At 71.1% G+C, this 24,271-nt stretch carries 22 protein-coding genes; 12 read left to right on the forward strand and 10 right to left on the reverse strand.

What is annotated here, in order from left to right:
* Window positions 1–68: 68 nt before the first annotated feature.
* Window positions 69–1,316: an ABC transporter substrate-binding protein gene (locus ACZ4VI_RS24630; protein ID WP_468002470.1), complete on the reverse strand. Its 1,248-nt coding sequence runs from the start codon at window positions 1,314–1,316 to the stop codon at window positions 69–71.
* A gap of 48 nt (window positions 1,317–1,364) precedes the next feature.
* Entirely contained in the window at window positions 1,365–2,879 is a 1,515-nt protein-coding gene (locus ACZ4VI_RS24635) for a gamma-aminobutyraldehyde dehydrogenase (protein WP_468002472.1), read from the reverse strand.
* Between the two features lie 175 nt (window positions 2,880–3,054).
* Between ACZ4VI_RS24635 and ACZ4VI_RS24640 the strand changes: the two genes are divergently transcribed.
* Complete coding sequence (locus tag ACZ4VI_RS24640; RefSeq protein ID WP_468002474.1) at window positions 3,055–3,615, forward strand: NADAR family protein; 561 nt, start codon at window positions 3,055–3,057, stop codon at window positions 3,613–3,615.
* Window positions 3,616–3,678: 63 nt separating this feature from the next.
* Here ACZ4VI_RS24640 and ACZ4VI_RS24645 read toward each other — a convergent pair whose 3' ends face one another.
* The gene (locus tag ACZ4VI_RS24645) at window positions 3,679–4,317 is read right to left on the reverse strand and encodes a DUF4190 domain-containing protein (protein WP_468002476.1); all 639 of its coding nucleotides are present in this window, start codon (window positions 4,315–4,317) and stop codon (window positions 3,679–3,681) included.
* A gap of 75 nt (window positions 4,318–4,392) precedes the next feature.
* On the opposite strand from ACZ4VI_RS24645, the gene ACZ4VI_RS24650 reads away from it, so the two are divergent.
* The 5 genes from ACZ4VI_RS24650 (at window position 4,393) to ACZ4VI_RS24670 (ending at window position 9,236) form a co-directional block, all read left to right on the forward strand.
* Window positions 4,393–5,418 (forward strand): adenosine deaminase, encoded by a 1,026-nt coding sequence (locus tag ACZ4VI_RS24650; protein ID WP_468002478.1) that lies wholly within the window; start codon window positions 4,393–4,395, stop codon window positions 5,416–5,418.
* A gap of 19 nt (window positions 5,419–5,437) precedes the next feature.
* Window positions 5,438–6,130 (forward strand): glycerophosphodiester phosphodiesterase, encoded by a 693-nt coding sequence (locus ACZ4VI_RS24655; protein ID WP_468002480.1) that lies wholly within the window; start codon window positions 5,438–5,440, stop codon window positions 6,128–6,130.
* On the forward strand, window positions 6,130–7,302 hold the full coding sequence (locus ACZ4VI_RS24660; protein ID WP_468002482.1) for a sensor histidine kinase: 1,173 nt from the start codon (window positions 6,130–6,132) through the stop codon (window positions 7,300–7,302). The genes ACZ4VI_RS24655 and ACZ4VI_RS24660 overlap by 1 nt, the downstream gene beginning before the upstream one ends.
* Complete coding sequence (locus tag ACZ4VI_RS24665; protein WP_468002483.1) at window positions 7,299–7,970, forward strand: response regulator; 672 nt, start codon at window positions 7,299–7,301, stop codon at window positions 7,968–7,970. Before ACZ4VI_RS24660 ends, ACZ4VI_RS24665 begins: the two co-directional genes overlap by 4 nt.
* A gap of 102 nt (window positions 7,971–8,072) precedes the next feature.
* A complete protein-coding gene (locus tag ACZ4VI_RS24670) occupies window positions 8,073–9,236 on the forward strand; it encodes a serine hydrolase domain-containing protein (RefSeq protein ID WP_468002485.1) in 1,164 nt (387 codons plus the stop codon).
* Here ACZ4VI_RS24670 and ACZ4VI_RS24675 read toward each other — a convergent pair.
* Complete coding sequence (locus tag ACZ4VI_RS24675; protein WP_468002487.1) at window positions 9,215–9,739, reverse strand: hypothetical protein; 525 nt, start codon at window positions 9,737–9,739, stop codon at window positions 9,215–9,217. The two genes, ACZ4VI_RS24670 and ACZ4VI_RS24675, sit on opposite strands and share 22 nt — an antisense overlap.
* A gap of 140 nt (window positions 9,740–9,879) precedes the next feature.
* The gene (locus ACZ4VI_RS24680; protein WP_468002489.1) at window positions 9,880–11,316 is read right to left on the reverse strand and encodes a gamma-aminobutyraldehyde dehydrogenase; all 1,437 of its coding nucleotides are present in this window, start codon (window positions 11,314–11,316) and stop codon (window positions 9,880–9,882) included.
* Between the two features lie 206 nt (window positions 11,317–11,522).
* Here ACZ4VI_RS24680 and ACZ4VI_RS24685 point away from each other — a divergent pair, with 206 nt between their 5' ends.
* The 5 genes from ACZ4VI_RS24685 (at window position 11,523) to ACZ4VI_RS24705 (ending at window position 16,794) form a co-directional block, all read left to right on the forward strand.
* On the forward strand, window positions 11,523–12,014 hold the full coding sequence (locus ACZ4VI_RS24685; RefSeq protein ID WP_468002490.1) for an Lrp/AsnC family transcriptional regulator: 492 nt from the start codon (window positions 11,523–11,525) through the stop codon (window positions 12,012–12,014).
* A complete protein-coding gene (locus tag ACZ4VI_RS24690; RefSeq protein WP_468002492.1) occupies window positions 11,999–13,378 on the forward strand; it encodes an aspartate aminotransferase family protein in 1,380 nt (459 codons plus the stop codon). Before ACZ4VI_RS24685 ends, ACZ4VI_RS24690 begins: the two co-directional genes overlap by 16 nt.
* Before the next feature lie 216 nt (window positions 13,379–13,594).
* A complete protein-coding gene (locus tag ACZ4VI_RS24695; protein WP_468002494.1) occupies window positions 13,595–14,323 on the forward strand; it encodes an ABC transporter ATP-binding protein in 729 nt (242 codons plus the stop codon).
* The gene (locus tag ACZ4VI_RS24700) at window positions 14,305–15,450 is read left to right on the forward strand and encodes a hypothetical protein (RefSeq protein WP_468002495.1); all 1,146 of its coding nucleotides are present in this window, start codon (window positions 14,305–14,307) and stop codon (window positions 15,448–15,450) included. The genes ACZ4VI_RS24695 and ACZ4VI_RS24700 overlap by 19 nt, the downstream gene beginning before the upstream one ends.
* A 234-nt stretch (window positions 15,451–15,684) precedes the next feature.
* Window positions 15,685–16,794 (forward strand): LOG family protein, encoded by a 1,110-nt coding sequence (locus tag ACZ4VI_RS24705; RefSeq protein WP_468002497.1) that lies wholly within the window; start codon window positions 15,685–15,687, stop codon window positions 16,792–16,794.
* Here ACZ4VI_RS24705 and ACZ4VI_RS24710 read toward each other — a convergent pair.
* Window positions 16,791–17,897 carry an NUDIX hydrolase gene (locus ACZ4VI_RS24710; protein ID WP_468002499.1) on the reverse strand — a complete coding sequence of 369 codons (1,107 nt, stop codon included), beginning with the start codon at window positions 17,895–17,897 and terminating at the stop codon, window positions 16,791–16,793. The two genes, ACZ4VI_RS24705 and ACZ4VI_RS24710, sit on opposite strands and share 4 nt — an antisense overlap.
* A gap of 110 nt (window positions 17,898–18,007) precedes the next feature.
* Here ACZ4VI_RS24710 and ACZ4VI_RS24715 point away from each other — a divergent pair, with 110 nt between their 5' ends.
* Window positions 18,008–18,928: a hypothetical protein gene (locus ACZ4VI_RS24715; RefSeq protein WP_468002501.1), complete on the forward strand. Its 921-nt coding sequence runs from the start codon at window positions 18,008–18,010 to the stop codon at window positions 18,926–18,928.
* Between the two features lie 201 nt (window positions 18,929–19,129).
* On the opposite strand, the gene ACZ4VI_RS24720 is transcribed toward ACZ4VI_RS24715, so the two are convergent.
* From ACZ4VI_RS24720 to rlmN, 4 genes are all read right to left on the reverse strand, one after another.
* The gene (locus ACZ4VI_RS24720) at window positions 19,130–20,146 is read right to left on the reverse strand and encodes an ABC transporter ATP-binding protein (protein ID WP_468002503.1); all 1,017 of its coding nucleotides are present in this window, start codon (window positions 20,144–20,146) and stop codon (window positions 19,130–19,132) included.
* Window positions 20,146–21,765, reverse strand: coding sequence for an ABC transporter permease (locus ACZ4VI_RS24725; RefSeq protein ID WP_468002596.1), 1,620 nt, complete (start codon window positions 21,763–21,765; stop codon window positions 20,146–20,148). The genes ACZ4VI_RS24720 and ACZ4VI_RS24725 overlap by 1 nt, the downstream gene beginning before the upstream one ends.
* 38 nt (window positions 21,766–21,803) lie before the next feature.
* Entirely contained in the window at window positions 21,804–22,871 is a 1,068-nt protein-coding gene (locus ACZ4VI_RS24730) for a thiamine ABC transporter substrate-binding protein (RefSeq protein ID WP_468002598.1), read from the reverse strand.
* Between the two features lie 224 nt (window positions 22,872–23,095).
* The gene (gene rlmN / locus ACZ4VI_RS24735; RefSeq protein WP_468002504.1) at window positions 23,096–24,202 is read right to left on the reverse strand and encodes a dual-specificity RNA methyltransferase RlmN; all 1,107 of its coding nucleotides are present in this window, start codon (window positions 24,200–24,202) and stop codon (window positions 23,096–23,098) included.
* Window positions 24,203–24,271: the final 69 nt, after the last annotated feature.

Below are 24,271 nucleotides of genomic sequence, written 5' to 3' on the forward strand. Positions count from 1 at the left end.
GGTATCGAGGGGTTGCTGGACGGCCGGAGAGCGCGGGCGGACGGCGGGGAGGCCGGCCGCCCCGCGACTCAGGCGCCGATGAGCTTGGCGAACTTCTCTTCGTACGCCGTCTCTTCCTCGCTGGTCAGCGAGCGGAAGGCGCGCGACTTCGCCCGCATCGCCTTGTCGGGGAGGATCAGCGTGTTCGAGGACAGTGCCGGGTCGATCTTGGCGAGTTCTTCCTCGACACCGGCGACCGGGCAGACGTAGTTGATGTACGCGGCCAGCTGGGCGGCGACCGGGAGATCGTAGTAGTAGTCGATGAGCTTCTCGGCGTTGGTCTTGTGCCGGGCCTGGGCGGGGACCAGCAGGTTGTCGCTGGAGGTGATGTAACCGGCGGACGGGATCGCGAACTTGATGTCCGGGTTGTCGGCCTGGAGCTGGATGACGTCACCGGCCCAGGCGAGACATGCGGCGAGGTCGCCCTGATCGAGGTCCGAGATGTAGTCGTTGCCGGTGAAGCGGCGGATCTGCTTGGTGTCGACGCCCTTCTGGACCCGGCCGAGCGCGCCGTCGAAGTCCGCGTCGGTGAACTTCCCCGGGTCCTTGCCCTGGTCGATGAGGGTCATGCCGATGGTGTCGCGCATCTCCGTGAGGAAGCCGACCCGGCCCTTGAGCTTGGGATCGTCCAGGAGCTGGGTGACGGAGTCGACCTTGCGGCCGCCGGTCGCCTTGGCGTTGTACGCGATCACCGTGGAGATTCCGGTCCAGGGGTACGTGTAGGCGCGGCCCGGGTCCCAGTCCGGGCTGCGGAACTGGGAGGAGAGGTTGGCGGACGCGTGGGGCAGGTTCGCCGGGTCCAGCTTCTGCGCCCAGCCGAGCCGGATCATGCGGGCGGCCAGCCAGTCGGTGACGCAGATGAGGTCACGGCCGGTGTCCTGGCCGGCGGCGAGCTGCGGCTTGATCTTGCCGAAGAACTCGACGTTGTCGTTGATGTCCTCGGTGTACTTGACCTTGATCCCGGTGCGCTTGGTGAACGCCTCCAGGGTGGGGCGGGACTTCTCGTCCTCGCTGACGTCCATGTACTCGGTCCAGTTGGAGAAGCTGAGCGTCTTCTCCTTGTCCGAGACGTCGATGGAGTCGCGGGTCTCGTCCTCTCGCTTGGCCGCCGGGATGCCACAGGCGCTCAGGCCGGCGAGACCGCCGAGGGTGAGCGCGCCGACGCCGGAGGCGCGCAGCATCGATCGGCGGCTGAGAGCGCCCCGGCCACTGGTCAGGCTGCGCCGTATCGCGGCCAGTTGGGCGGCGGACAGGCTGTCGGACTCGTAACTCTGCATGCGCTGTGCCCTTTCGGGATGGTGGGTGCCCGGTGGTCGGACGGGCTGTTATCGGTCCCCGAAGACGGTGCGGTGCCAGTCCTTCCTGATCACCGCGGTGTTGTCATACATCACGTGCTTGACCTGCGTGTACTCCTCGAAGGAGTACACCGACATGTCCTTTCCGTAGCCGGAGGCCTTGGAGCCGCCGTGCGGCATCTCGCTGATGATCGGAATGTGGTCGTTGACCCAGACGCAGCCGGCCTTGATCTCGCGGGTGGCGCGGTTCGCGCGGAACACGTCGCGGGTCCAGGCGGATGCGGCGAGGCCGTAGGGGGTGTCGTTGGCGAGCCGGATGCCCTCGTCGTCGCCGTCGAAGGGCAGGGCCACGAGGACGGGCCCGAAGATCTCGGACTGCACGACCTCGCTGTCCTGCGCGGCGCCGGTGATGAGGGTCGGGCGGTAGTACGCGCCGTTCTTCAGGTCGCCGCCTGGGGCTTCGCCGCCGGTGACGACGGTGGCGTAGCCGCGGGCGCGCTCGACGAAGGCGGCGACGCGGTCGCGCTGGGCGTGGCTGATGAGCGGGCCGAGGTCGGTGGAGGGGTCGAAGGGGTCGCCGAGGCGGACGGTCTCCATGAGTTCTGCGACGCGGGCGACGAAGGCGTCGAAGAGCGGGCGCTGGATGTACGCGCGCGTGGCGGCGGTGCAGTCCTGGCCGGTGTTGATGAGGGAGGCGGCGACCGCGCCGTGGGCGGCGGCCTCCAGGTCGGCGTCGTCGAAGACGACGAAGGGGGCCTTGCCGCCGAGTTCGAGGTGGAGCCGCTTCACGGTGGAGGTGGCGATCTCGGCGACCCGCTTGCCGACGGGGGTGGAGCCGGTGAAGGAGGTCATGGCGACGTCGGGGTGGCCGACGAGGTGCTCGCCGGCGGTGCGGCCGGCGCCGGTGACGATGTTGACGACACCGGCGGGGATGCCGGCCTCCGTGGCGGCCTGGGCGAACATCAGCGAGGTGAGCGGGGTGAGTTCGGCCGGCTTCAGGACGATGGTGTTGCCGGCGGCGATCGCCGGGAGGATCTTCCAGGCGGCCATCTGGAGCGGGTAGTTCCAGGGGGCGATGGAGCCGACGACACCGATGGGCTCGCGCCGGATGTACGAGGTGTGGTCGCCGCTGTACTCGCCGGCGGACTGGCCCTGGAGGTGGCGGGCGGCCCCGGCGAAGAAGGCCGTGTTGTCGACGGTGCCGGGTACGTCGAACTCGGTGGACAGCTTGATCGGCTTGCCGCACTGGAGGGACTCGACGCGGGCGAACTCCTCGGCCTGCTCGGCGAGGACGCCGGCGAACCGGTGCAGCGCGTCGGAGCGCTCGCCGGGGGTCGCGCCGGCCCAGCCGGGGAACGCCTCCGTGGCGGCGGCGACGGCGTCGTCCACGTCGGCGGTGGAGGCGAGGGTGTAGGTGCACACGCTCTCGCCGGTGGCCGGGTCGACGACGCTGTGCTCCTCGCCCGAGTTCCCGGGCCGCAGCCGCCCGCCGATGTACTGCGCGCCGGCCGCGAAGCGGTCCGTCACCTGGAAGCGGTTGCCCATGACGCTCTCCGTTGTTCCAGCTCGAATTGAGTGCCGATCCTGACAGAGGGCTGCCCGTCCAACAAGTGATTCCGTTGTTGCCTTTTGGTTACGCGACGGAATCGGTCGACCATGTGTCGAGGGCGGCCGGAAATCACCGTACGGAGTGTCAGTGGCGGCTGTCAGACTCGCGTGCATGGGGAAGATCGACGAGCTGACGGAGCAGGTCAGCAGGGGTGAGAAGGTCAAGTGGCTGCACTTCTGGGGCCACCGCCCGAGACCGGACGGGCAGCTCTCTGCGAGCTGTCTCAGCCAGTGGTGGCCGTCGCCGTTCGAGGTCGAGGGCGTGCGCTACGCGACGGCCGAGCACTGGATGATGGCCGGGAAGGCGCGGCTCTTCGGCGACGCCGAGGCCGAGCGGGCCGCGCTGTCGTCCCGTACGCCCGCGGAGGCGAAGAAGGCCGGGCGGCTGGTGCGCGACTTCGACGAGACGGTGTGGGAGCGGGAGCGCTTCGGGATCGTCGTGGAGGGCAGCGTCCACAAGTTCGTCTCGGACGAGGGGCTGCGGGCGTTCCTGGTCGGCACGGGCGGCCGCGTCCTGGTGGAGGCGAGCCCGCTGGACCGCGTGTGGGGCATCGGCCTCGCCGCCGACGACCCCCGCGCGACGGACCCGTCCCGCTGGCGCGGGCTCAACCTGCTGGGTTTCGCCCTCATGGAGGCGCGGGAGCGGCTGCGCGGCGCACAGGACGGCGCATGAGGAAGGGGCCCGACGCAGGCGCGGGCCCCTTCCACCGGCTCCGGCTGGTTCCACCCGCTCCGGCTAGCGGGTCTCGACCACCAGGCTCGTCGCGAACGGGTCGTCGGAGTCGGTGCCGTCCTTCATGTCCTGGGCGATGGCCCAGATCAGGAAGCCCAGGAACGCCGCACTGAACAGGATCCCGATCGATCCGAGCACAATGCCCGCCGTCGCCATCCCACCGTTGTTCGCCTCGCCCCGCTGGACCTTCTTGCGGCCGATGATGCCGAAGATCAGGGCCAGGATGCCGAGGACGACACCGAGCCCGTACATGCAGAAGCCGACCACCGCGATGATGCCGAGCACCATCGCCGTCGTCCCCATGCCGTTGGACGGCAGCTGCTGCCAGCCCGGCTGGCCGTAGCCGCCCGCTCCCGCGTAGCCCGGGTATCCGGGGTAGCCGTACCCCGACGGCGCGGCCGGTGTCACCGGGGGCGTCGGGTAGCCGTACGCGCCCGTCGGCGAGGGGCCCCCCGGCGCGACGGGGGGCGGCGGTACCTCCCCCGTCGGCATGGCGGTCATCGTCGGCTGGTCGTGCACCGGCGGACGGTCCTCGGGCGTGGGCGTCGCGGGCTTGCTCAGTTCCACCCCGTCGCGGTTCGGCGGAGCCCACGGGTCCGCCGGGTCGTACCCGCCCCGCTCCTGCTCGCTGTTGTCAGACATGGGCCTCCCCCATCGTGATCCCGCCATGCTACGACCTGCCCTCGGCACGCCACCTGCCCGGCCTACGATGATCGGATGACCGATCTGCGTTCCTTCATCGCGGGGCTTCCCAAGGCCGAGCTGCATGTCCACCACGTCGGCTCCGCCTCTCCCCGGATCGTCGCCGAGCTGGCCGCCCGGCACCCGGACTCCAAGGTCCCCGCCGACCCCGAGGCGCTCGCCGCGTACTTCACCTTCACCGACTTCGCGCACTTCGTCGAGGTCTACCTCTCGGTCGTGGACCTCGTCCGCACCCCGGAGGACGTCCGGCTGCTGACCTTCGAGATCGCCCGCGACATGGCCCGGCAGAACATCCGGTACGCCGAGCTGACCATCACCCCGTACAGCTCGACCCGTCGCGGCATCGACGAGCGGGCCTTCATGGCCGCGATCGAGGACGCCCGCGTGGCCGCCGAGGCCGAGCTGGGCGTCGTCCTTCGCTGGTGCTTCGACATCCCCGGCGAGGCCGGCCTGGAGGCCGCGGAGGAGACCGCCCGGCTCGCGGTCGACCTGCGCCCGGAGGGCCTGGTGTCGTTCGGGCTCGGCGGCCCGGAGATCGGGGTGCCGCGCCCGCAGTTCAAGCCGTACTTCGACCGGGCGATCGCGGCCGGCCTGCGCTCCGTCCCGCACGCCGGCGAGACGACAGGACCGGAGACCATCTGGGACGCCTTGAACGACCTGCGGGCCGAGCGCATCGGTCACGGCACCAGCGCCGTGCGGGACCCCGCCCTCCTGGCCCACCTGGCGGAGCACCGGATCGCCCTGGAGGTCTGCCCGACCTCGAACATCGCCACCCGGGCGGTCGCCGACCTGGACGAGCACCCCATCAAGGAGATGGTGAAGGCCGGCGTCCTGGTGACGATCAACAGTGACGACCCGCCGATGTTCGGCACCGACCTGAACAACGAGTACGCGGTCGCCGCCCGGCTCCTGGACCTCGACGAGCGCGGTCTCGCGGCCCTCGCAAAGAACGCGGTCGAGGCCTCCTTCCTCGACCCGGCCGGCAAGGCCCGCATCGCCGCGGAGATCGACAGCTACACGGAGAAGTGCCTCGCGCGCTGACACTCGCGACAATGGCCCCATGGACCACGTCACTGTCGTAGCCCACCGCGGCGTTCCGTACCGCGTCCGCGAGAACACCCTCGCCTCGATCGTCTCGGCGATCGAGGCGGGCGCGGACGCCATCGAGGTCGATGTCCGGCTCACCGCCGACGGCGTCCCCGTCCTGCTCCACGACGCCACGCTCAAGCGGCTGTGGGGCCACGACCGCACGCTGTCCTCGCTCACCCTGGCGCAGCTCGGCGAGCTGACGTACGACGGCGTCCCCACGCTGCGCGAGGCGCTGATCGCGGCCGAACCGTACCGCCTGATGCTCGATCTGCCCGGCGGGAACGAGGACTCGGTCCGCACCATCGTCGGCACGGTCCGCGAGTGCGGCGCGGCCGAGCGCGTCTACTACTGCGCGGGCGGGACCGCCATGCTCCAGGTGCGGGCCGCCGACCCGGCCGCCGAGATCGCGCTGACCTGGACGACCCTCGCCCCGCCCCGGGCCGCGCTCCTGGACGCGGTGCGGCCACGCTGGCTCAACTACCGCTTCGGTCTGGTGAGTCGGGAGCTGGTGGAATGGGTCCACCGGGACGGCTACCTCCTCTCGGCCTGGACCGCGGACACCCGGTGCACCATGCGCAGGCTCCTGTCCCACGGGGTGGACGCGATCACCACCAACCGCGTGGACGCGCTCGCCGCCGAACTGCGAAAGGTGACGACCGACTGATGGGCATACGGGGGGACGTACGGGGGTGGTGGGAGCGGGCCCGGCGGCTCGGGGCCTCCCATCCGCTCGCCGTGGACGTAGGGGTCGCGCTGCTGGTCCAGGCCGCGATGACGATGCCGTTCGTGGTACCGCGCCCGCCCGAACTGGAGCCGGCGAGCTGGCCGGCGTACGGGCTGACGACGCTCACCGTGCTCCCACTGGTCTGGCGGCGGCGCGCGCCCTTCGCCGTGCTGCTCGCGGTCCTTGCGGCGAGCGCTCTGTACAAGCTGGCGGTGGAGGGTCCTGGCCAGCCCCTGCCGTACACCGGGCTCGTCGTCGTCCACACGATCGCCGCGCTCGCGCCGCCCTGGCAGCGGCTCGCGACCATGCTGCTGCTCGTGGTCGCGGTGCCGTTGTCGGTGTGGCTCAACACCCGGTCGGCGCGTGAACTGACCTTCTCCCTCTTCGTGTTCGCGGCGGCGTACGTCTTCGGCCGGCTCACCGACGCCCGGCAGCGGGCCGCCCGCGTCGAGGCCGAGCAGGCGGCGGCACGTGAACGGGCCCGGATCGCACGGGAGATGCACGACATCCTCTCCCATGCCGTGAGCCTGATGATCGTGCAGGCGGAGGCCGGTCCGGTGGCGGTGCGGTCGGCTCCTGAGCGGGCGGAGGCCGCGTTCGACGCGATCTCCGCGACGGGCCGGGACGCGATGGCGCAGCTGCGCCGGATGCTGGGCGTGCTGCGCGACGAGGGGGCGGAGGGCGCCGCTCCCCGGGATCCGCAGCCGGACCTCGGCGGCCTGCCGGAGCTGGTGGAGCGGGTGCGGGGCAGTGGGCTCGACGTCACGTACGGGACGACGGGCGGCGTACGGATCCTGCCGGCCGCCACCGGAGCGACGGTCTACCGGATCGTGCAAGAGGCATTGACCAACGTGGTGAAGCACGCGGGGGCGCGTACCGCGTCCGTACGACTGGCGTACGGCGAGAGTGTGCTGGAGGTGGTCGTGACGGATGACGGGCGCGGAAGGCGGCGGGGCGCGCGGACGGCGGCCGAGGGTCACGGGCTCGTCGGGATCCGCGAGCGGGCGGCCGCGCACGGCGGTACGGCGGCGAGCGGCCCGGGGCCGGACGGCCGGGGCTTCGAGGTACGGGTGGAGCTCCCCGTACCCTCCGTGGCGGAGGTGACGCGTTGACGATCCGGGTGGTGGTGGCCGACGACCAGGAGCTGGTCCGCAGCGGCTTCTCGATGATTCTCGACGCCCAGCCGGACATCGAGGTCGTCGCGGAGGCGGGCGACGGCGCGGCGGCGGTCGAGGCGGTGCGCCGGCACTCCGCCGAGGTGGCGCTGCTCGACATCCGGATGCCGCTGCTCGACGGCATCGAGGCCTGCCGGGCGATCAGCGCCGGAAGCGGGTGCCGGAGCGTGATGCTGACGACGTTCGACTCCGACGAGTACGTCTACGAGGCGCTGCACGCGGGCGCGAGCGGGTTCCTGCTGAAGGACGTACGCCGGGACGATCTGGTGCACGCGGTACGGGTGGTGGCGCGCGGCGACTCTCTCCTCGCCCCGTCCGTGGCCCGGCGGCTGGTCGAGGAGTACACCCGTCCCGCGCGGCGGGCGCCCCGGCCCGACCCACGGCTCGACGCGCTGACGGCCCGCGAGCGGGAGACGTTGCTGCTCCTCGCGCGCGGGCTCTCGAACGCGGAGATCGCGGCGGAGCTGGTGGTCAGCGACCACACGGTGAAGACGCATGTCGGGAACGTGCTCGCGAAGCTGGGGCTGCGGGACCGGATCCAGGCGGTGATCTGCGCGTACGAGAGCGGTCTTGTCACGGCGGGTTCTCCCCCGGCCGGGGGATGAGCGGGGCGGGCGAAGATCCCCCGCTCCGGCGATCCGGGTTCCGTCGCAGGTCAGCAGGATGGGAGTCGTCGAGAACAACGGCTCACCGCACCGGAGTTGACCATGAACGCACGTACCCGCACCCTGCTCGCCTCCGCCCTCGTCCTGGGCGTCGCGGCCGGCCCGGCGGTCCTGCCGGCCGCGGCCACCCCCGTGCCCGTGTCGGCGTCGAGCGCCGACTCGGCCCTGGCGGCGGCGATCGCCGGGCTTCCGTCGAAGGACGCGACGGCGGCGCTGGTACGGGTCGGCGGCACCGAGGGCGTCTGGCGCGGCGCCTCCGGCGTCCACGACCTGCGGACGAACCGGCCCGCCGACCCGGACGCCCGTTTCCGGGCCGGCTCGGTGACGAAGGTCTTCACGGCCGCGGTCGCTCTCCAGTTGGCGGCCGAGGGGCGGCTCGACCTGGACCGCACGGCCCGTTCGTATCTGCCGGAGCTGTTCCCGGCGGCGTACGAGAAGGTGACGGTCCGCCAGCTGCTCAACCACACCCACGGCATCCCGGCGCCCGACTTCACCGGCACGACGGTCGAGGAGTGGTACGAGAACCGCTTCGTCGTGCACGACCCGCGCGAGATGGTTCGCTCGGCGACGGCGAAGAAGCCCGAGTTCGCCCCCGGCACCCGGCAGCACTACCTCAACATCGGCTACACGATCGCCGGGCTGCTGATCGAGCGGGTGACGGGCGAGCGGTACGAGGACGTCGTCGCCGCACAGGTGCTGCGGCCGCTGGGGCTCAGGGACACGTACTTCCCCGGGACCAGCCCCCGGATCGTCGGCCCGCACAACCACGGCTACCAGACGATGCGACTGGCGGACGGCACGACCGGGCTGCGCGACGTGTCGGTGTGGGGCGCGACGGACGGCTGGGCGGCCGGCGACATCATCTCCACCACGGACGATCTGGAGCGCTTCGTCCAGGCCCTGTTCCAGGGGCGGTTGGTGCACGGGCCGCTCCTGGAGGAGATGTTCACGCTGCCCCAGGTGCCGGACTTCACGAGCGGCAAGCCTGCCGCGTACGCCGTCGGGCTCTCGATGAAGAAGCTCGGCGGGCGGGAGGTGTGGGGCAAGTCGGGCGGCCGCTGGGGCTACAACGCGGCGATCGCCTCGACCCGCGACGGCTCGCGCACGCTGGTCTACAGCGTCAACGCGACCGAAGCGAAGGGCCAGGGCACGAACCGCGTCGCCCTGGCCCTGATGGTGGCGGCCTACGGAGCGCCGACGGCCTGAACCACCTCGAGCCGCTTGATCATCCGCCGCACGACGAGCAGCGGGATCACGCCGAAGACACCGAACGACATGTCGATGACCGACCACCAAAAAGGAATGTCCCGGATCGGGCCGCAGATGAGGGCGAGGGGGATGATCCCGGCGCAGGCGATCATGCCGAACTCGATGACCCAGATGTTCCGTACGGGGTCGCGGTACGGCCCGTAGAACGCGACGGCGATGACGAGGTGCGCGAAGGCGAGCCAGTCGGTGCCGTAGAGCACGAAGGGGTACTGCGCGTCGGCGGCGTCGAGACCGTCCCGTACGCGCTCGATCCACTCCACGAGCCCGGGGAACAGCTCCCCCACCGGAGCCGCCCAGGACGTCAACGTGTCCTCGACGAGGTGGAGTTCAGTGACGAGCGGGAAGGCGGTGAGCCCGCTGAGCACCAGGCAGACGATGAAGACGACCAGCCACACACGGATACGCCGGAGAAGGGCTCTCGGCCCGTTCACATCGTTCATGACAGCACCCTACGCCCGTCATGAACGCGTTCAAAAACGGGGTCACGGTGGTCGGGCAATGGACGGTCCGCCGACCGGACGACCGCGGCCCCGGCACCTTGTCGATCAAGGTGCCGGGGCCGCGTCGTAGATCCGTCGGCTCAGCCGAGGGACGTCATCACGTGCTTGATGCGCGTGTAGTCCTCGAAGCCGTACGCCGAGAGGTCCTTGCCGTAGCCGGACTTCTTGTAGCCGCCGTGCGGCATCTCCGCGACCAGCGGGATGTGGGTGTTGATCCACACGCAGCCGAAGTCCAGGGCCTTCGACATGCGCATCGCGCGGGCGTGGTCCTTCGTCCAGACCGAGGACGCGAGGGCGAACTCGACGCCGTTGGCGTACTCCAGGGCCTGCTGCTCGTCACGGAAGGACTGCACCGTGATGACCGGGCCGAAGACCTCGTTCTGGATGATCTCGTCGTCCTGCTTGAGGCCGGAGACGACGGTCGGGGCGTAGAAGTAGCCCTTGTCGCCGACGCGGTGGCCGCCCGCCTCGACCTTGGCGTGGGCCGGGAGGCGGTCGATGAAGCCGGTGACCTGCGCCAGCTGGTTCGGGTTGTTCAGCGGGCCGTAGAGCACGTCCTCGTCGTCCGGCTGACCCGTCTTGGTGTCGGCGGCGGCCTTGGCCAGCTGCGTCACGAACTCGTCGTGGATGGACTCGTGCACGAGGACACGGGTCGCGGCGGTGCAGTCCTGGCCGGCGTTGAAGTAGCCCGCCACCGCGATGTCCTCGACGGCCTTGGCGATGTCGGCGTCCTCGAAGACCACGACCGGGGCCTTGCCGCCCAGCTCCAGGTGGACGCGCTTGACGTCCTTGGCCGCCGACTCGGCGACCTGCATGCCGGCGCGGACCGAACCGGTGATGGAGGCCATCGCCGGGGTCGGGTGCTCGACCATCGCCTTGCCGGTCTCGCGGTCGCCGCAGATGACGTTGAAGACGCCCTTGGGCACGATGGAACCGATGATCTCGGCCATCAGGACGGTCGACGCGGGGGTCGTGTCCGAGGGCTTGAGGACGACCGTGTTGCCCGCGGCGAGGGCCGGGGCGAACTTCCACACGGCCATCATCATCGGGTAGTTCCACGGCGCGACCTGGGCACAGACACCCACCGGCTCGCGGCGGACGATCGAGGTCATGCCCTCCATGTACTCGCCGGCCGAGCGGCCCTCGAGCATCCGGGCGGCACCCGCGAAGAAGCGGATCTGGTCCACCATCGGCGGGATCTCTTCGCTGGCGGTGAGAGCGGTCGGCTTGCCGGTGTTCTCGACCTCGGCGGCGATCAGGTCCTCGGCGCGCTCCTCGAAGGCGTCCGCGATCTTCAGCAGGACCTTCTGGCGCTCGGCGGGCGTGGTGTCACGCCAGGCCGGGAACGCGGCCGCGGCCGCGTCCATGGCGGCGTCGACGTCCGCCTGTCCGGAGAGCGGAGACGTGGCGAAGACCTCGCCCGTGGCCGGGTTGACCACATCGATGGTCCGTCCGTCGGCGGCGTCCCGGAACTCCCCGTTGATGTAGTTACGCAGCCGGCGCAGCTCGGTGGTCACTTGCCACCCCTCCTGTCACGTTCTTGGTCGCACGTCGTCGTGCGGTGTCCCGGTGGATGAGACACCCCCACAGTAGTCGCTCGGCGGACGCTTTCGACAGGCCCGGCACCCGTCAACTTCGGATTCAGTGTGATCGTGAAGCGAAAACAACGAATTTCATCGCTCCGGGCTTGCCAGACAGACGAGTCTCGGTGCACAGTGGATGCGTGGCCAGTCAAAGCACGAACTCCAGAACCGGATCCGGTTCGTCCCCGACGATCGATGCCGTCTCCCTGGCGATCATCGAGCAGCTCCAGCAGGACGGCCGCCGTCCGTACGCCTCCATCGGCAAGGCCGTGGGCCTCTCCGAGGCCGCCGTACGGCAGCGCGTCCAGAAGCTGCTCGACCAGGGCGTCATGCAGATCGTCGCCGTCACCGACCCGCTCACCGTGGGATTCCGGCGGCAGGCGATGGTCGGCATCAACGTCGAGGGTGACCTGGATCCGGTGGCGGACGCGCTGACGGCCATGGCCGAGTGCGAGTACGTGGTGATGACCGCGGGCTCGTTCGACCTGATGGTGGAGGTCGTCTGTGAGGACGACGACCACCTGCTGGATGTGATCAACAAGCGCATCCGCACCCTCCCCGGCGTGCGCTCCACGGAGAGCTTCGTCTACCTCAAGCTCAAGAAGCAGACCTATATGTGGGGAACTCGATAATCGTGACCCAGGACCTGTCCAAGACCGCGTACGACCACCTGTGGATGCACTTCACCCGCATGTCCTCGTACGAGAACAACCCCGTGCCGACCATCGTGCGTGGTGAGGGCACCTACATCTTCGACGACAAGGGCAAGCGCTACCTCGACGGTCTCGCGGGTCTCTTCGTGGTCAACGCCGGACACGGCCGCCAGGAGCTGGCCGAGGTCGCGTACAAGCAGGCCCAGGAGCTCGCGTTCTTCCCCGTGTGGTCGTACGCGCACCCCAAGGCCGTCGAGCTCGCCGAGCGTCTCGCGCACTACGCCCCGGGCGACCTGAACAAGGTCTTCTTCACCACTGGTGGCGGCGAGGCCGTCGAGACCGCGTGGAAGCTCGCCAAGCAGTACTTCAAGCTGCAGGGCAAGCACACCAAGTACAAGGTCATCTCGCGTGCGGTCGCCTACCACGGCACCCCGCAGGGCGCCCTGTCGATCACCGGTCTGCCGGCCCTGAAGGCCCCCTTCGAGCCGCTGGTCCCCGGCGCGCACAAGGTGCCGAACACCAACATCTACCGCGCCCCGATCCACGGCGACGACCCCGAGGCCTTCGGCCGCTGGGCCGCCGACCAGATCGAGCAGCAGATCCTCTTCGAGGGCCCCGAGACCGTCGCGGCCGTCTTCCTTGAGCCGGTGCAGAACGCCGGCGGCTGCTTCCCGCCGCCGCCCGGGTACTTCCAGCGGGTCCGCGAGATCTGCGACCAGTACGACGTGCTGCTCGTCTCGGACGAGACGATCTGTGCCTTCGGCCGCCTCGGCACGATGTTCGCCTGTGACAAGTTCGGCTACGTGCCGGACATGATCACCTGCGCCAAGGGCATGACCTCGGGCTACTCCCCGATCGGTGCCTGCATCGTCTCCGACCGCCTCGCCGAGCCGTTCTACAAGGGCGACAACACCTTCCTGCACGGCTACACCTTCGGTGGCCACCCGGTGTCGTCGGCGGTCGCGATCGCCAACCTCGACATCTTCGACAAGGAAGGCCTGAACCAGCACGTCCTCGACCAGGAGGGCAACTTCTTCGACACCCTGAAGAAGCTGCACGACCTCCCGATCGTCGGCGACGTCCGCGGCAACGGCTTCTTCTACGGCATCGAGCTCGTCAAGGACAAGGTCACCAAGGAGTCCTTCACGGACGAGGAGACCGAGCGCGTGCTCTACGGCTACCTCTCCAAGGCGCTCTTCGACAACGGCCTGTACTGCCGCGCCGACGACCGTGGCGACCCGGTCATCCAGCTGGCCCCGCCGCTGATCGCCGACCAGGGCACCTTCGACGAGATCGAAGGCATCCTGCGCTCGGTGCTCACCGAGGCGTGGACCAAGCTCTGACCGGTCCCGCAGGACCTCACGCCGCCCTCACGGCGTGACCCCGGCCCGGGCATGCCGCCATCCGAGTGGATGGCGGCGGCCCGGGCCGTGTGCTGTGCGTACAACCCGATCTGAATCCTTACGGTGCCGACAGACCCCCAGTGACCGACAGGCCCGTCCCCTCGTTCCCCCGGACGGGGGAACGCAAGTATCGGATCCGACATCGAGGTGTACGCGATGGCCCCACCGGACAACGACGTGCTCTGGGCGCGTTCCCTGCACTGCACCCTGGAGGGCTCGGACGTACTCACCGGCGTCTCCCTGGGTGTGCGCGAGGCCGAGATCCTCGCCCTGGTCGGCCCGCGCGGCAGCGGCAAGACCACGCTGATGCGCTGCCTGTCGGGGCAGACGCTCGCCCAGCAGGGCGAGGTCTGGTTCAACAGCAGCCCCGTGCACACCATGAGCCCGGCCCAGCGCGAACGGCTGCGCCGCGACCGGTTCGGCTGGATCGACCCCGAGCCCGGACTCGTCCCCGAGCTGACCGGCTGGGAGAACGCGGCCCTGCCGCTCCTGCTGCGCGGAGTCTCGCACCGGACCGCGAAGTCCTCCGCCATGGAGTGGCTGGAGCGGCTCGACATCGGGGTGTGCGCACGCAAGCGCCCGCACGCGCTGACCCAGTCGCAGCGGCAGCGGATCGCCATCGCCCGGGCCCTGGTCACCACGCCGTCCGTGCTCTTCGCCGACGAACCGACCGCCTCCCTGCACCGCGCCGACGGGGCGCAGGTGCTGCGGACGCTCACGGCCGCGGCCCGCTCGCACCGGATCACGGTCGTACTCGCCACCCACGACACCGAGGTCGCGGGCCTCGCGGACCGCTCGGTCGCCCTGCTCGACGGGCGCCGCGTGGGCACCGTGACGCCGACCACCGGGGCGGAGGGCGTCGCCGCGTGCTCGCTCTCCGTCTAGTCCGCGGGACCCACCCCCTCGTCCTGCTGCGGCGCCTCCTGGTCGCCGCGGCGGCCGCGGGGGTCGGCTTTCTGCTGCTGTGCACGCTGGGGTACGCCGTGGGCCACCCGGACCGGTCGTCCGCCGCGACCCTGCGGCTGCTGTGGTGCCTGATCCCGATGGCGGCGACCGTGCACTTCGCGGTGGCCGTGGCCCGTACGGATCCCAGCACCCGGCCGCGGCCCGGACTCTCGGCGATCGGGCTCGGCCCGGCCCGGCTCACGGCGATCGCGGCGGCCTCGACGGCCGTCGCCTGCACGCTCGGCTCGATGGTCGCGCTGCTGTTCTACCTGCACCTGCGCGGGGACATCACGGGGCTCCCGTTCGACGGGGCGGCCGCCGAGCTGCTCGGCGCGGGCCGGCCGATCCCGCTCGCCGCCGCGCTCACCCTCCTCGCGATCCTGCCGGTGGCCGCCTCCACGGCCGCCGCGCTCACCCTGCGCCCCCGGAAGACCTCCGCGCCCCCCGAGGGCGCGGAGAAGACGGCCCCCTCGGGCCTGCCCTGGGGCGTGGCCCTGCTCGCGGTCGGCCTCGCGGTCGAGACGTATGCAGGACAGGGCGGCGGGGACGGCGGGCTTCCGCTCCCGGGCCGCTTCGACGGCAGCCCGGCGGGGGTCCTCGCGGGCTGGATCCTCACGGCGATCGGCCTCGCGATGGCGGGCCCCGGCATCACCCACTGGTGCGGCCGCCTGCTCCAGGCGGTCCGCCCGGGCGCGACCCGGCTCCTCGCGGGACGCGTCCTGATGGACGAGTCCCGCCGCATCGGGCGCCCGCTGGGCGTGGTGTGCGCGGTGGCCTCGGGCGCGCTCGCGGCAGCGACGCTGTACGACTCCGGGACGGGCGACTTCGGGCCGCTGACCGGCCTGGGCGCGGCGCTGGTGATGGCCTGCACGACGGCGACGCTGCTGACGGCGGCCCTGGAGTCCAAGCAGTGCCGCGCCCACACGACCGAGGCCCTGATCCGCCTCGGCGCCCCACCCACGGTCCTCCGCACGGCAGCCCTGATGCGCGCGGGCATCCTCCTGACGGTGTTCCTGCCGCTGACCTGGCTGGTGGGCGAACTGGCAGCAGTCCCGCTGAGGGTCTGACGCCGCGGCGCCTCCCATCCCGCTGTGGGCAATCGTCCCGCCCACCCCCACCCCCGTTGTGGGCATTCGTTCCGCCACCCACCCCCCGTTGTGGGCATTCGTTCCGCTGGGGCGGAACGGGTGGGCACAACGGAACGGCGCCCTCGGCGGGCGCGTCCGCCCCGACCGCCCCGCACCCACGGCCCCGGCGCCCGCCGCAAGCCCCCGCACCACGAGGGCCCTACCCTGGTCCCCATGACCCGCCCTCACGAACGCGAAATCCACACCCCCGCCGAGTTCGACGAGGTCATCACCCGCGGGTCCCTCCTCGGATACAGAATCCAGTCCGTCGACCTGACCGACCGCACCTTCGCGCTCCTCTCCACCCCCGCCACCGGCGCCGTCTTCCTCGGCTGCGAGCTCCAGCCCGAGGCCGCCGCCAAGGTCCGCGCCGACGGGGCCCTCGTCTTCCCGCCCATACCGGATCTGCCGTTCGATCCGTACCGCGCCCTGCTCTACTCCCCCGAGGAGCTGTTCGACCGCGTCGAGGACGAGGGGTACGAGGCGACCCCCGACTTCCTCGCGTACGACTGGTTCCAGCGGACGAAGGCCGACGGCGACATCTTCGCGTCGATGCTCCGCTCCATCCACGACGACGCCATCTCCGACGCCCTCGAGGAGCTCCTCGCCGGCCACCGGGTCGTCGGCGTCATGGGCGGCCACGCGATGGGCCGCGGCACCGACGCGTACGCCGGGGCGGCCCGGCTCGGCCGGTCGCTGGCCCGCTCCGGGCTCACCGTGGCGACCGGCGGCGGCCCCGGTGCGATGGAGGCGGCGAACCTCGGCGCGTACACCGCCCCGCTCGCCGACGACGTCCTCGACGAGGCGCTCGAACTCCTCGCCAAGGCACCCTCGTTCATCCCCTCCGTCACGGACTGGGCGCGCGCCGCGTTCGAGGTGCGCGCCCGCTGGGCGAAGGGCGGCGACTCGGTCGGCATCCCGACCTGGTTCTACGGCCATGAGCCGCCGAACCCCTTCGCGGGCCACATCGCCAAGTACTTCGCCAACGCCACCCGCGAGGACGGCCTGCTCGCCCGCTGCAACGCGGGCGTGGTCTTCCTGCCCGGCGCGGCCGGCACGGTGCAGGAGATCTTCGACAACACGACTCCGAACTACTACGAGTCGCGGGGCGAGCCCACCCCCATGGTCCTGGTGAACCACGCTCACTGGACGGACCGGCTGCCCGCGTGGCCGCTGCTCCAGTCGCTCGCCGCCGAGCGCCCGATGGAGGCGAGGATCGCCCTGGTGGACTCGATCGACGAGGCCCCGGAAGCACTGCGCCGCCTGGCCGGTCGCGCCGCCTAGAGCCTCCGTACCGCCTGCGCCTCCGCCCGCTCCACCGACGCCCTGCCGTGCACATGCACCAGCGCCAGATGGAACAGCGCGGGCGCCAGCGGCGCCCAGCGGTGGATCCGGTCCGGCCGCAGCAGATACCGGGTCACGTCGGCCGAGCGGAAGGGTACGTACTCGATCGCCTGGTGCTCCCAGCGGTCGGCGACGCCCCTGCTCATGCGCGATCGAAGCTGATCGCCCGTCATATCGCCCAGCCGGGCGTAGAAATGGGCGCTCCAGTGGCGCTTCTCCACGTCGAGGACGAAGGCGAGCAGCGCGAGCGTGTACTCGTGCGGCTCCAACGACAGCTCTTCGCGCATGCCGCGACGGGCGACGGCGTCCAGGTCGGGGGCGTTGCGGCCGGCCGAGTCGATGTGGCGCGAGAGCCCTTCGTTGACGGAGGAGTTCCAGACGCCAGGCGCCATACGGACCCGGTCGCTGCGCCGGCTCACCACGAGCAGGTGGTCGGAGGTGACCACGGCGACGTTGACGGCAAAGCTGCACTGCAGGAACGCGGGGGCTGCCAGGGGCTGTTCGGCGTCGAGGTAGCGGGACCGGGGGGTGGATCCGTCCGGCAGTCTGCGGTCCAGCTGCTGGGCGGCGAGGAAGGTGTAGTAGTCCGTCGGCCGCAGACGCAGGTGGACCTCGGACTGTTCGTCGAGGGCGCTCCGGGAGATCTCCAGGCTCTCGACGGCGTACCGCGGCCCGTTCCACACCGGCGCCCGCTCGCCGGACGCCGCCGCGCGGCTCTCCTCCGCCTCGATCTCGGCGCGCCAGCCGGCCATCTCGCCGGGCAGCTCGACCTCCTCGGTGAGGACCTGGACGTGAATGGACTCGGGGGCGATGGCCCGGTCCCCGTCGCCCTCGACGATCAGCGCGGAGGTGTGCAGTGGTCCGAGGGAGAACGTCGACCACGCCCCGCCCTGCTGCTCCCGGAAGGTGAGGCTGCGGACCATCCCCGCCGAACGGCGCCGGACCCTGAACCAGATGTCCTGTGTCCATTGTTGGAACAGGGTGGCGAACACGACTCTGAGGATGGCGCCGACCACTCCGTTGCCCAGATCTATTCCGCTCACTCGCAGCAGGGTAGGCGAGTTGATCACCGCCGGTGGCCGCGGGAGGCAACTTCGACGCCCGATTCCACGTCTGGCAGTCCGTACCAACCTTTCCGGAACGGAGCCTCTCGGTGCTCATAGGACTGCTGACCGCCGTCGCCGCCTCGATCTGTTACGGCACGGGCTCCGTGCTCCAGGCCGTCGGGTCGCGCAAGTCCGCCCGGCGCGAGGCCGCCGCGGCCGGACAGGTCACCGGCCGGGGCGGGCCGAGCCTGTCCTCGACCGCGAAGGCGGCGATGACCTGGGAGTTCGTCGTCGGCACGATCCTGGACTTCGTCGGCTTCGGCCTCGGGGCGCTCGCGGCCCGGCTGCTGCCGCTGTTCCTCTCACAGACGGTGATCAGCGCGAATCTGGTGATCACGGCGGTCCTCAGCGTGAAGCTGCTGGGTATCCGCCTCACCCGGGCGGAGTGGACGTCCATCGGCGTGGTCTGCTCGGCGCTGGTACTCCTGGCGAGCGCGGCGGGCCCGGAGGGCAGCGGGCACACCCCGATGGCCACGCACTGGTGGCTGCTCGCGGTCTCCCTGCTCCTGATGGTGGGCGGCACGGTTCTCGTACGGCTCCTGGGCGCGCGGGCGGCGATCCTGGCCGGTCTGCTCTCGGGGCTCGGCTTCGGTGCGCTCGGCGTGGGCGTACGGATCCTCGATGGCGTCGACCCCTTCGACCTCCCCACGCTCCTCACCGACCCGGCGCTGTACGCGATCGTCGTCGCCGGGGCCGGGGGCATGTATCTGCACACCGTCGCGCTCCAGATCGGCTCGGTGAACGGGGCGACGGCGGCGCTCGTGGTCGGCGAGACCGTGCTCCCCGGGATGATCGGCGTGTGGTGGCTCGGCGACGCCTCCCGCCCCGGCTTCGCCTGGCTGGCCATCCTCGGCTTCACCTTGGCGGTCGCAGGCGCGGTGGCGGTGGCCTGGTTCGGCACCCCAGAGCCCACCGAGCCCCCACCCCCGACGCCCCACCCAGAACCCACACCCGTACCCGTCCCGTAGACCCGCACCCCGATCCGGCGGGCCGACCCACCCCACCCGCGCACGCCGCCGACGGCGCCCGGCCACCCACAGGGGGACCCGCACCTATATCTCCAAGTAGTACGGGTGGTGCGGGTGGGAACCCCAGCCCGGCCGGAGGCCGGGCGCACCCCCACAGGGCCGCACCGGGCCGCACCGTCCCGCCCCCGCCAACCCGCCGGGCTAACCCAGCACCATGACCTCGTCCGCCACGAACGTCACGCCCACCTCCGCGCCCTCCTCCGGCGCGTCGCGCAGAGGACACTCCGCCTCGAGCGGCGGCCCCTCGGCCGGGCGCAACAGGACGGCGACGTGCGTGCCACGGAACGTACGCGCCTCGACCGTGCAGGCCAGCCCGTCCGCCGGAGCACCCAGGCGCACGCCGTCCGGGCGGACGAGGATCTCCCGCGCGCCCTGAGGCGACCCGTCCGGCACCGGGACCTTGCCCCACACCGTGTCCGCGGCCGCGCCGCTCACCGTCCCCGCCACCACATTCTCGAAGCCCAGGAAGCGCGCCACGAACGCGGAGGCCGGCCGCTGCCAGACCTCCAGCGGCGTCCCGGACTGGGCGATCCGGCCGTCCCGCATCACCACGACCCGGTCGGCGAGCGCGAAGGCCTCCCCCTGGTCGTGGGTGACGGCGAGCACCGTCGTACCCAACTGACCGAAGAGCCGCCGCAGTTCGACCACGAGCCGTTCCCGCAGCCCCCGGTCGAGCTGACCGAGTGGCTCGTCCAGCATCAGCAGGCGAGGGCGGGGGGCGAGGGCGCGGGCGAGCGCCACGCGCTGCTGCTCGCCGCCGGAGAGCGAGGCGATGGCCCGCCCCGCGGCCCCGGGCAGCCCGACGAGCTCCAGCAACTCCCGTACCCGCGTGTCCCGTTCCCCCCGGTTCATACCGCGCATCCGCAGCCCGAAGGCGACGTTGCCGCCGACGTCCCGCTGCGGGAAGAGCTGGTGGTCCTGGAACATCAGCCCGACGCCGCGCCGGTGCGCCGGCACCCCGGCCTGGTCCGCGCCGCCGAGCAGCACCCGGCCCTCGTCCAGGCGCTGAAGCCCCGCGACGGCCCGCAGCAGCGTGGACTTGCCGCTGCCGCTGGGCCCGAGCACGCACACGATCTCGTGGTCGGCCACCGCCAGGTCCACGTGGTCGAGCACGGCCCGCACCCCGAACCGTACCGTCGCGTGCTGGATCGTCAGCATCAGAACTCCCCGGAGGTCCGGTCGGTACGGAGCCGTTCGAGGAGCAGCAGGGCCACCGCGCACACCACCATCAGAATCGTCGAAAGGGCCATGGCCTGGCCGTAGTTGAGCTCGCCGGGTCGGCCGAGCAGCCGGGCGACGGCGACCGGGAGCGTCGGGTTGTCGGGCCGGGCGATGAAGACGGTCGCGCCGAACTCCCCGAGCGACACGGCGAAGGCGAACCCGGCCGCGATGAGCAGCGCCCGCCGCACCAGCGGCAGATCGACCTCGCGCCAGGCCCGCAGCGGAGAGGCGCCGAGCACGGCCGCCGCCTCCCGCAGCCGCTCGTCGACCGCGCGCAGGACGGGCAGCATCGTCCGTACGACGAAGGGGACGCCGACGAGCGCCTGGGCGAGCGGTACGAGGATCCAGCTCGCCCGCAAGTCGAGCGGCGGCTCGTCGAGCGTGATCAGGAAGCCGAAGCCCACCGTCACCGCCGACACCCCCAGCGGCAGCATCAGCAGCGCGTCGAAGCCGCGCACCAGCCGTCCGGCCCGCCGGGTGAGGGCGGCCGCGGCGAGTCCGCCGATGACGAGGGCGAGGGCGGTGGCGACGACGGCGTACCGGAGGGAGTTGGCGATCGTGTCGGCCATGGGCACGAGGAAGGTGCCGGAGGGGTCGACGGACTGCAGGGCCCGGTAGTAGTCGAGCCCGTACCCGCCGGGGGTGTCGAAGGACCGCTCGACGAGCACGGCGAGCGGCAGCAGGAGCAGCAGGACGATGGAGGCGAGGACGCCTCCGAAGAGCGCCCACTGGCCGGGGCCCCTGGGCCGCCGCGCGGTCTGCTCGGGCGCGACGAGCTTCAGGGCCGTCTCCCGCCTGCGTACGCTCCGGGCGTGCACGGCGAGCACGACGCCGACGGCCACGAACTGGACGATGGTGAGGACGGCCGCGGTCGTCAGGTCGAAGCGGTCGACCGTCTGCCGGTAGATCTCCGTCTCCAGGGTGGAGTACGCCGGCCCGCCGAGGATCTGGACGATGGCGAAGGAGCCGGCGGTGAAGAGGAACACCATCAGCGCGGCCGAGGCGATGGCGGGGGCGAGCGCCGGCAGGGTCACGGTCCGCCAGGCGCTGAACCGGGAGGCGCCGAGGACGCGGGCGGCCTCCTCCTGGCGCGGGTCGAGCTGCGCCCACAGACCGCCGACGGTCCGGACGACGACGGCGTAGTTGAAGAAGACGTGGGCGAGGAGGATGGCCCAGACGGTGGTGTCGAGCCGGATGCCCCACAGCTCGTCGAGGAGCCCGCCGCGCCCGACGAGCGCCAGGAAGGCGGTGCCGACCATGACGGTCGGCATCACGAACGGCACGGTGACGACCGCGCGCAGCAGCCCCTTGCCGGGGAAGTCGAAGCGCGCGAAGACGTAGGCGCCGGGCAGGGCGATCAGCAGGGTCAGCGCGGTGGAGGCGAGTGCCTGCCACAGGGTGAACCAGAGGACGTCGAGGATCTCCGGCCGGCTCAGCGTCTCGGCGAACCGGTCGAACTCCCAGGCCCCGCCCCCGTCTCCGCGCAGCCCGCGCTCGACGATCGAGGCGACGGGCCAGGCGAAGAAGAGGGCGAAGAACGCGACGGGCACGACCATCAGGCCGAGCCGCACCGCGCTTCCCCGGCGGTCGGGGACTACTTCAGAACGGTCGAGGACCACGACTGGATCCACTGGTCACGCTTCTCGGCGATCTTCTCGGGCGCCATGGTCTGCGGCTTGTCGATCACGACCCCGTGCTGGGTGAAGAGCTCCGGGAGGGTGGCGTCGGTGGCCACCGGGTTGACGAACATCTGGAGCGGCATGTCCTCCTGGAACTTCTTGGAGATCAGGAAGTCGATCAGCGCCTTGCCGCCCTCGGGGTTCTTCGCCCCGTTCAGCAGTCCGGCGAACTCGATCTGCCGGAAGCAGGTGCCGGTGGAGACGCCGGTGGGCGCTTCCTTCGGCTGCGGCTCGGAGTAGAGGACCTCGACCGGCGGGCTGGAGGCGTACGAGACGACCAGCGGCCGGTCCCCCTTCGCCTTCTTGCCGCCTGCGGAGCCGGAGAACTCCTGGTTGTAGGCGAGCTCCCAGCTGTCGACGGTCTTCACACCGTTGGCCTTGAGCTTCTTCCAGTAGTCCTGCCAGCCCTCGTCGCCGTACTGCGCGGCGGTGCCGAGGAGGAAGCCGAGGCCCGGGGAGGACTTCTCGGGGTTCTCGACCACGAGCAGGTCCTTGTACGCCGGCTCGGCCAGGTCGTCGAAGGTCTGCGGGGGCGCGAGCTTCTTGTCGGCGAAGTACTTCTTGTCGTAGTTGACGCAGATGTCGCCGGTGTCGACCGGGGTGACGCGGTGCTCCTTGTCGAGCTGTACCGCGGTCGGCACCCGGTCGAGGCCCTTCGCCTCGTACGGCACGAAGATGCCGTTGTCGAGCGCGCGGGAGAGCAGGGTGTTGTCGACGCCGAAGAAGACGTCGCCCTGCGGGGAGCCCTTGGTCAGGATCTCCTTGTTGACGGCCACGCCGGCGTCGCCGCTCTTGAGGACCTTGACCGTGAAGCCGGTCTGCTTGGTGAACTCCGCCAGGACCTCCTTCGAGGCGCTGAAGGAGTCGTGGCTGACGAGGGTGACGGTCTTGTCCGTCCGGGCTTCCCCGGCCTTGTCCTCGGTGCCGCCGCATGCGGCGAGGGTGGTGACGCCCAGCGCGGCGGCGATGGCCGCGGCGGCCATCTTCTTCGTGTTCACGGAAATGTCCTCCTGGGTGTGACCAGGAAGAGACGCGGCCCTGCCCACCGGAAGGTGGGCAGGGCGCAACAGCTCGAGTTACGACCGAACTTCCTACCCAGAATGACCTGGGCGAGGTTCAGAGGGTCTGCGGTCCGATGACCGCACTCTCAGCGCTGTGGCGCTCCCCTGTCGGAATATGGAGATGTGTTCGAGCACAGACTACAAGGTCAGCGCTCCGAGGCCGCCAGCTGTCCACAGGCACCGTCGATCTCCTGACCGCGGGTGTCACGGACGGTGACCGGAACGCCGTGGGACGCGATGGCCTCGACGAAGGCCTTCTCGTCCTCGGGCCGCGACGCGGTCCACTTCGAGCCGGGCGTCGGGTTCAGCGGAATCAGGTTCACGTGGACCCGCTTGCCCTTGAGCAGCCGCCCGAGCAGGTCACCCCGCCAGGCCTGGTCGTTGATGTCGCGGATGAGGGCGTACTCGATGGAGATCCGGCGCCCGGACTTCTCCGCGTACTCCCACGCGGCATCCAGCACCTCCCGGACCTTCCAGCGCGTGTTGACGGGCACGAGGGTGTCGCGCAGCTCGTCGTCGGGCGCGTGCAGCGAGACGGCGAGCCGGCACTTGAAGCCCTCGTCGGCGAAGCGCAGCATCGCGGGCACCAGGCCGACGGTGGAGACGGTGATCCCGCGCTGCGAGAGCCCGAGCCCGTCCGGCTCGGGGTCGGTGAGCCGGCGGATGGCGCCGACGACCCGCTTGTAGTTGGCGAGCGGCTCGCCCATGCCCATGAAGACGATGTTGGACAGCCGCGCGGGCCCCCCGGGCACCTCGCCGTCGCGCAGGGCGCGCATTCCGTCGACGATCTGGTGCACGATCTCGGCGGTCGACAGGTTCCGGTCGAGCCCGGCCTGCCCGGTCGCACAGAACGGGCAGTTCATCCCGCAGCCGGCCTGCGAGGAGATGCACATGGTGACCCGGTCCGGGTACCGCATGAGCACGGACTCGACGAGCGTGCCGTCGTGCAGCTTCCACAGGGTCTTACGGGTGGTGTCCTCGTCGCACGAGATGTGCCGGACCACGGACATCAGGTCGGGCAGCAACTCCCCCTGCAGCTTCTCGCGCGAGGCGGCGGGGATGTCGGTCCACTCGGCGGGGTCGTGGGCGTACCGCGCGAAGTAGTGCGTGGACAGCTGCTTGGCGCGGAACGGCTTCTCGCCGATCGCGGCGACGGCCTCCTTGCGCTCGGCGGGCGTGAGGTCGGCAAGGTGCCGCGGCGGCTTCTTGGCTCCGCGGGGCGCGACGAAAGTGAGTTCTCCGGGCTTGGGCATGGTCCTACCAGTGTCGCAGAGGAACGGCGAAGGGCCCGCCGTCTGGGGGTCCCCCCATGCCCGCTAGGG

It is taken from the genome of Streptomyces sp. NPDC029169, assembly GCF_055563935.1.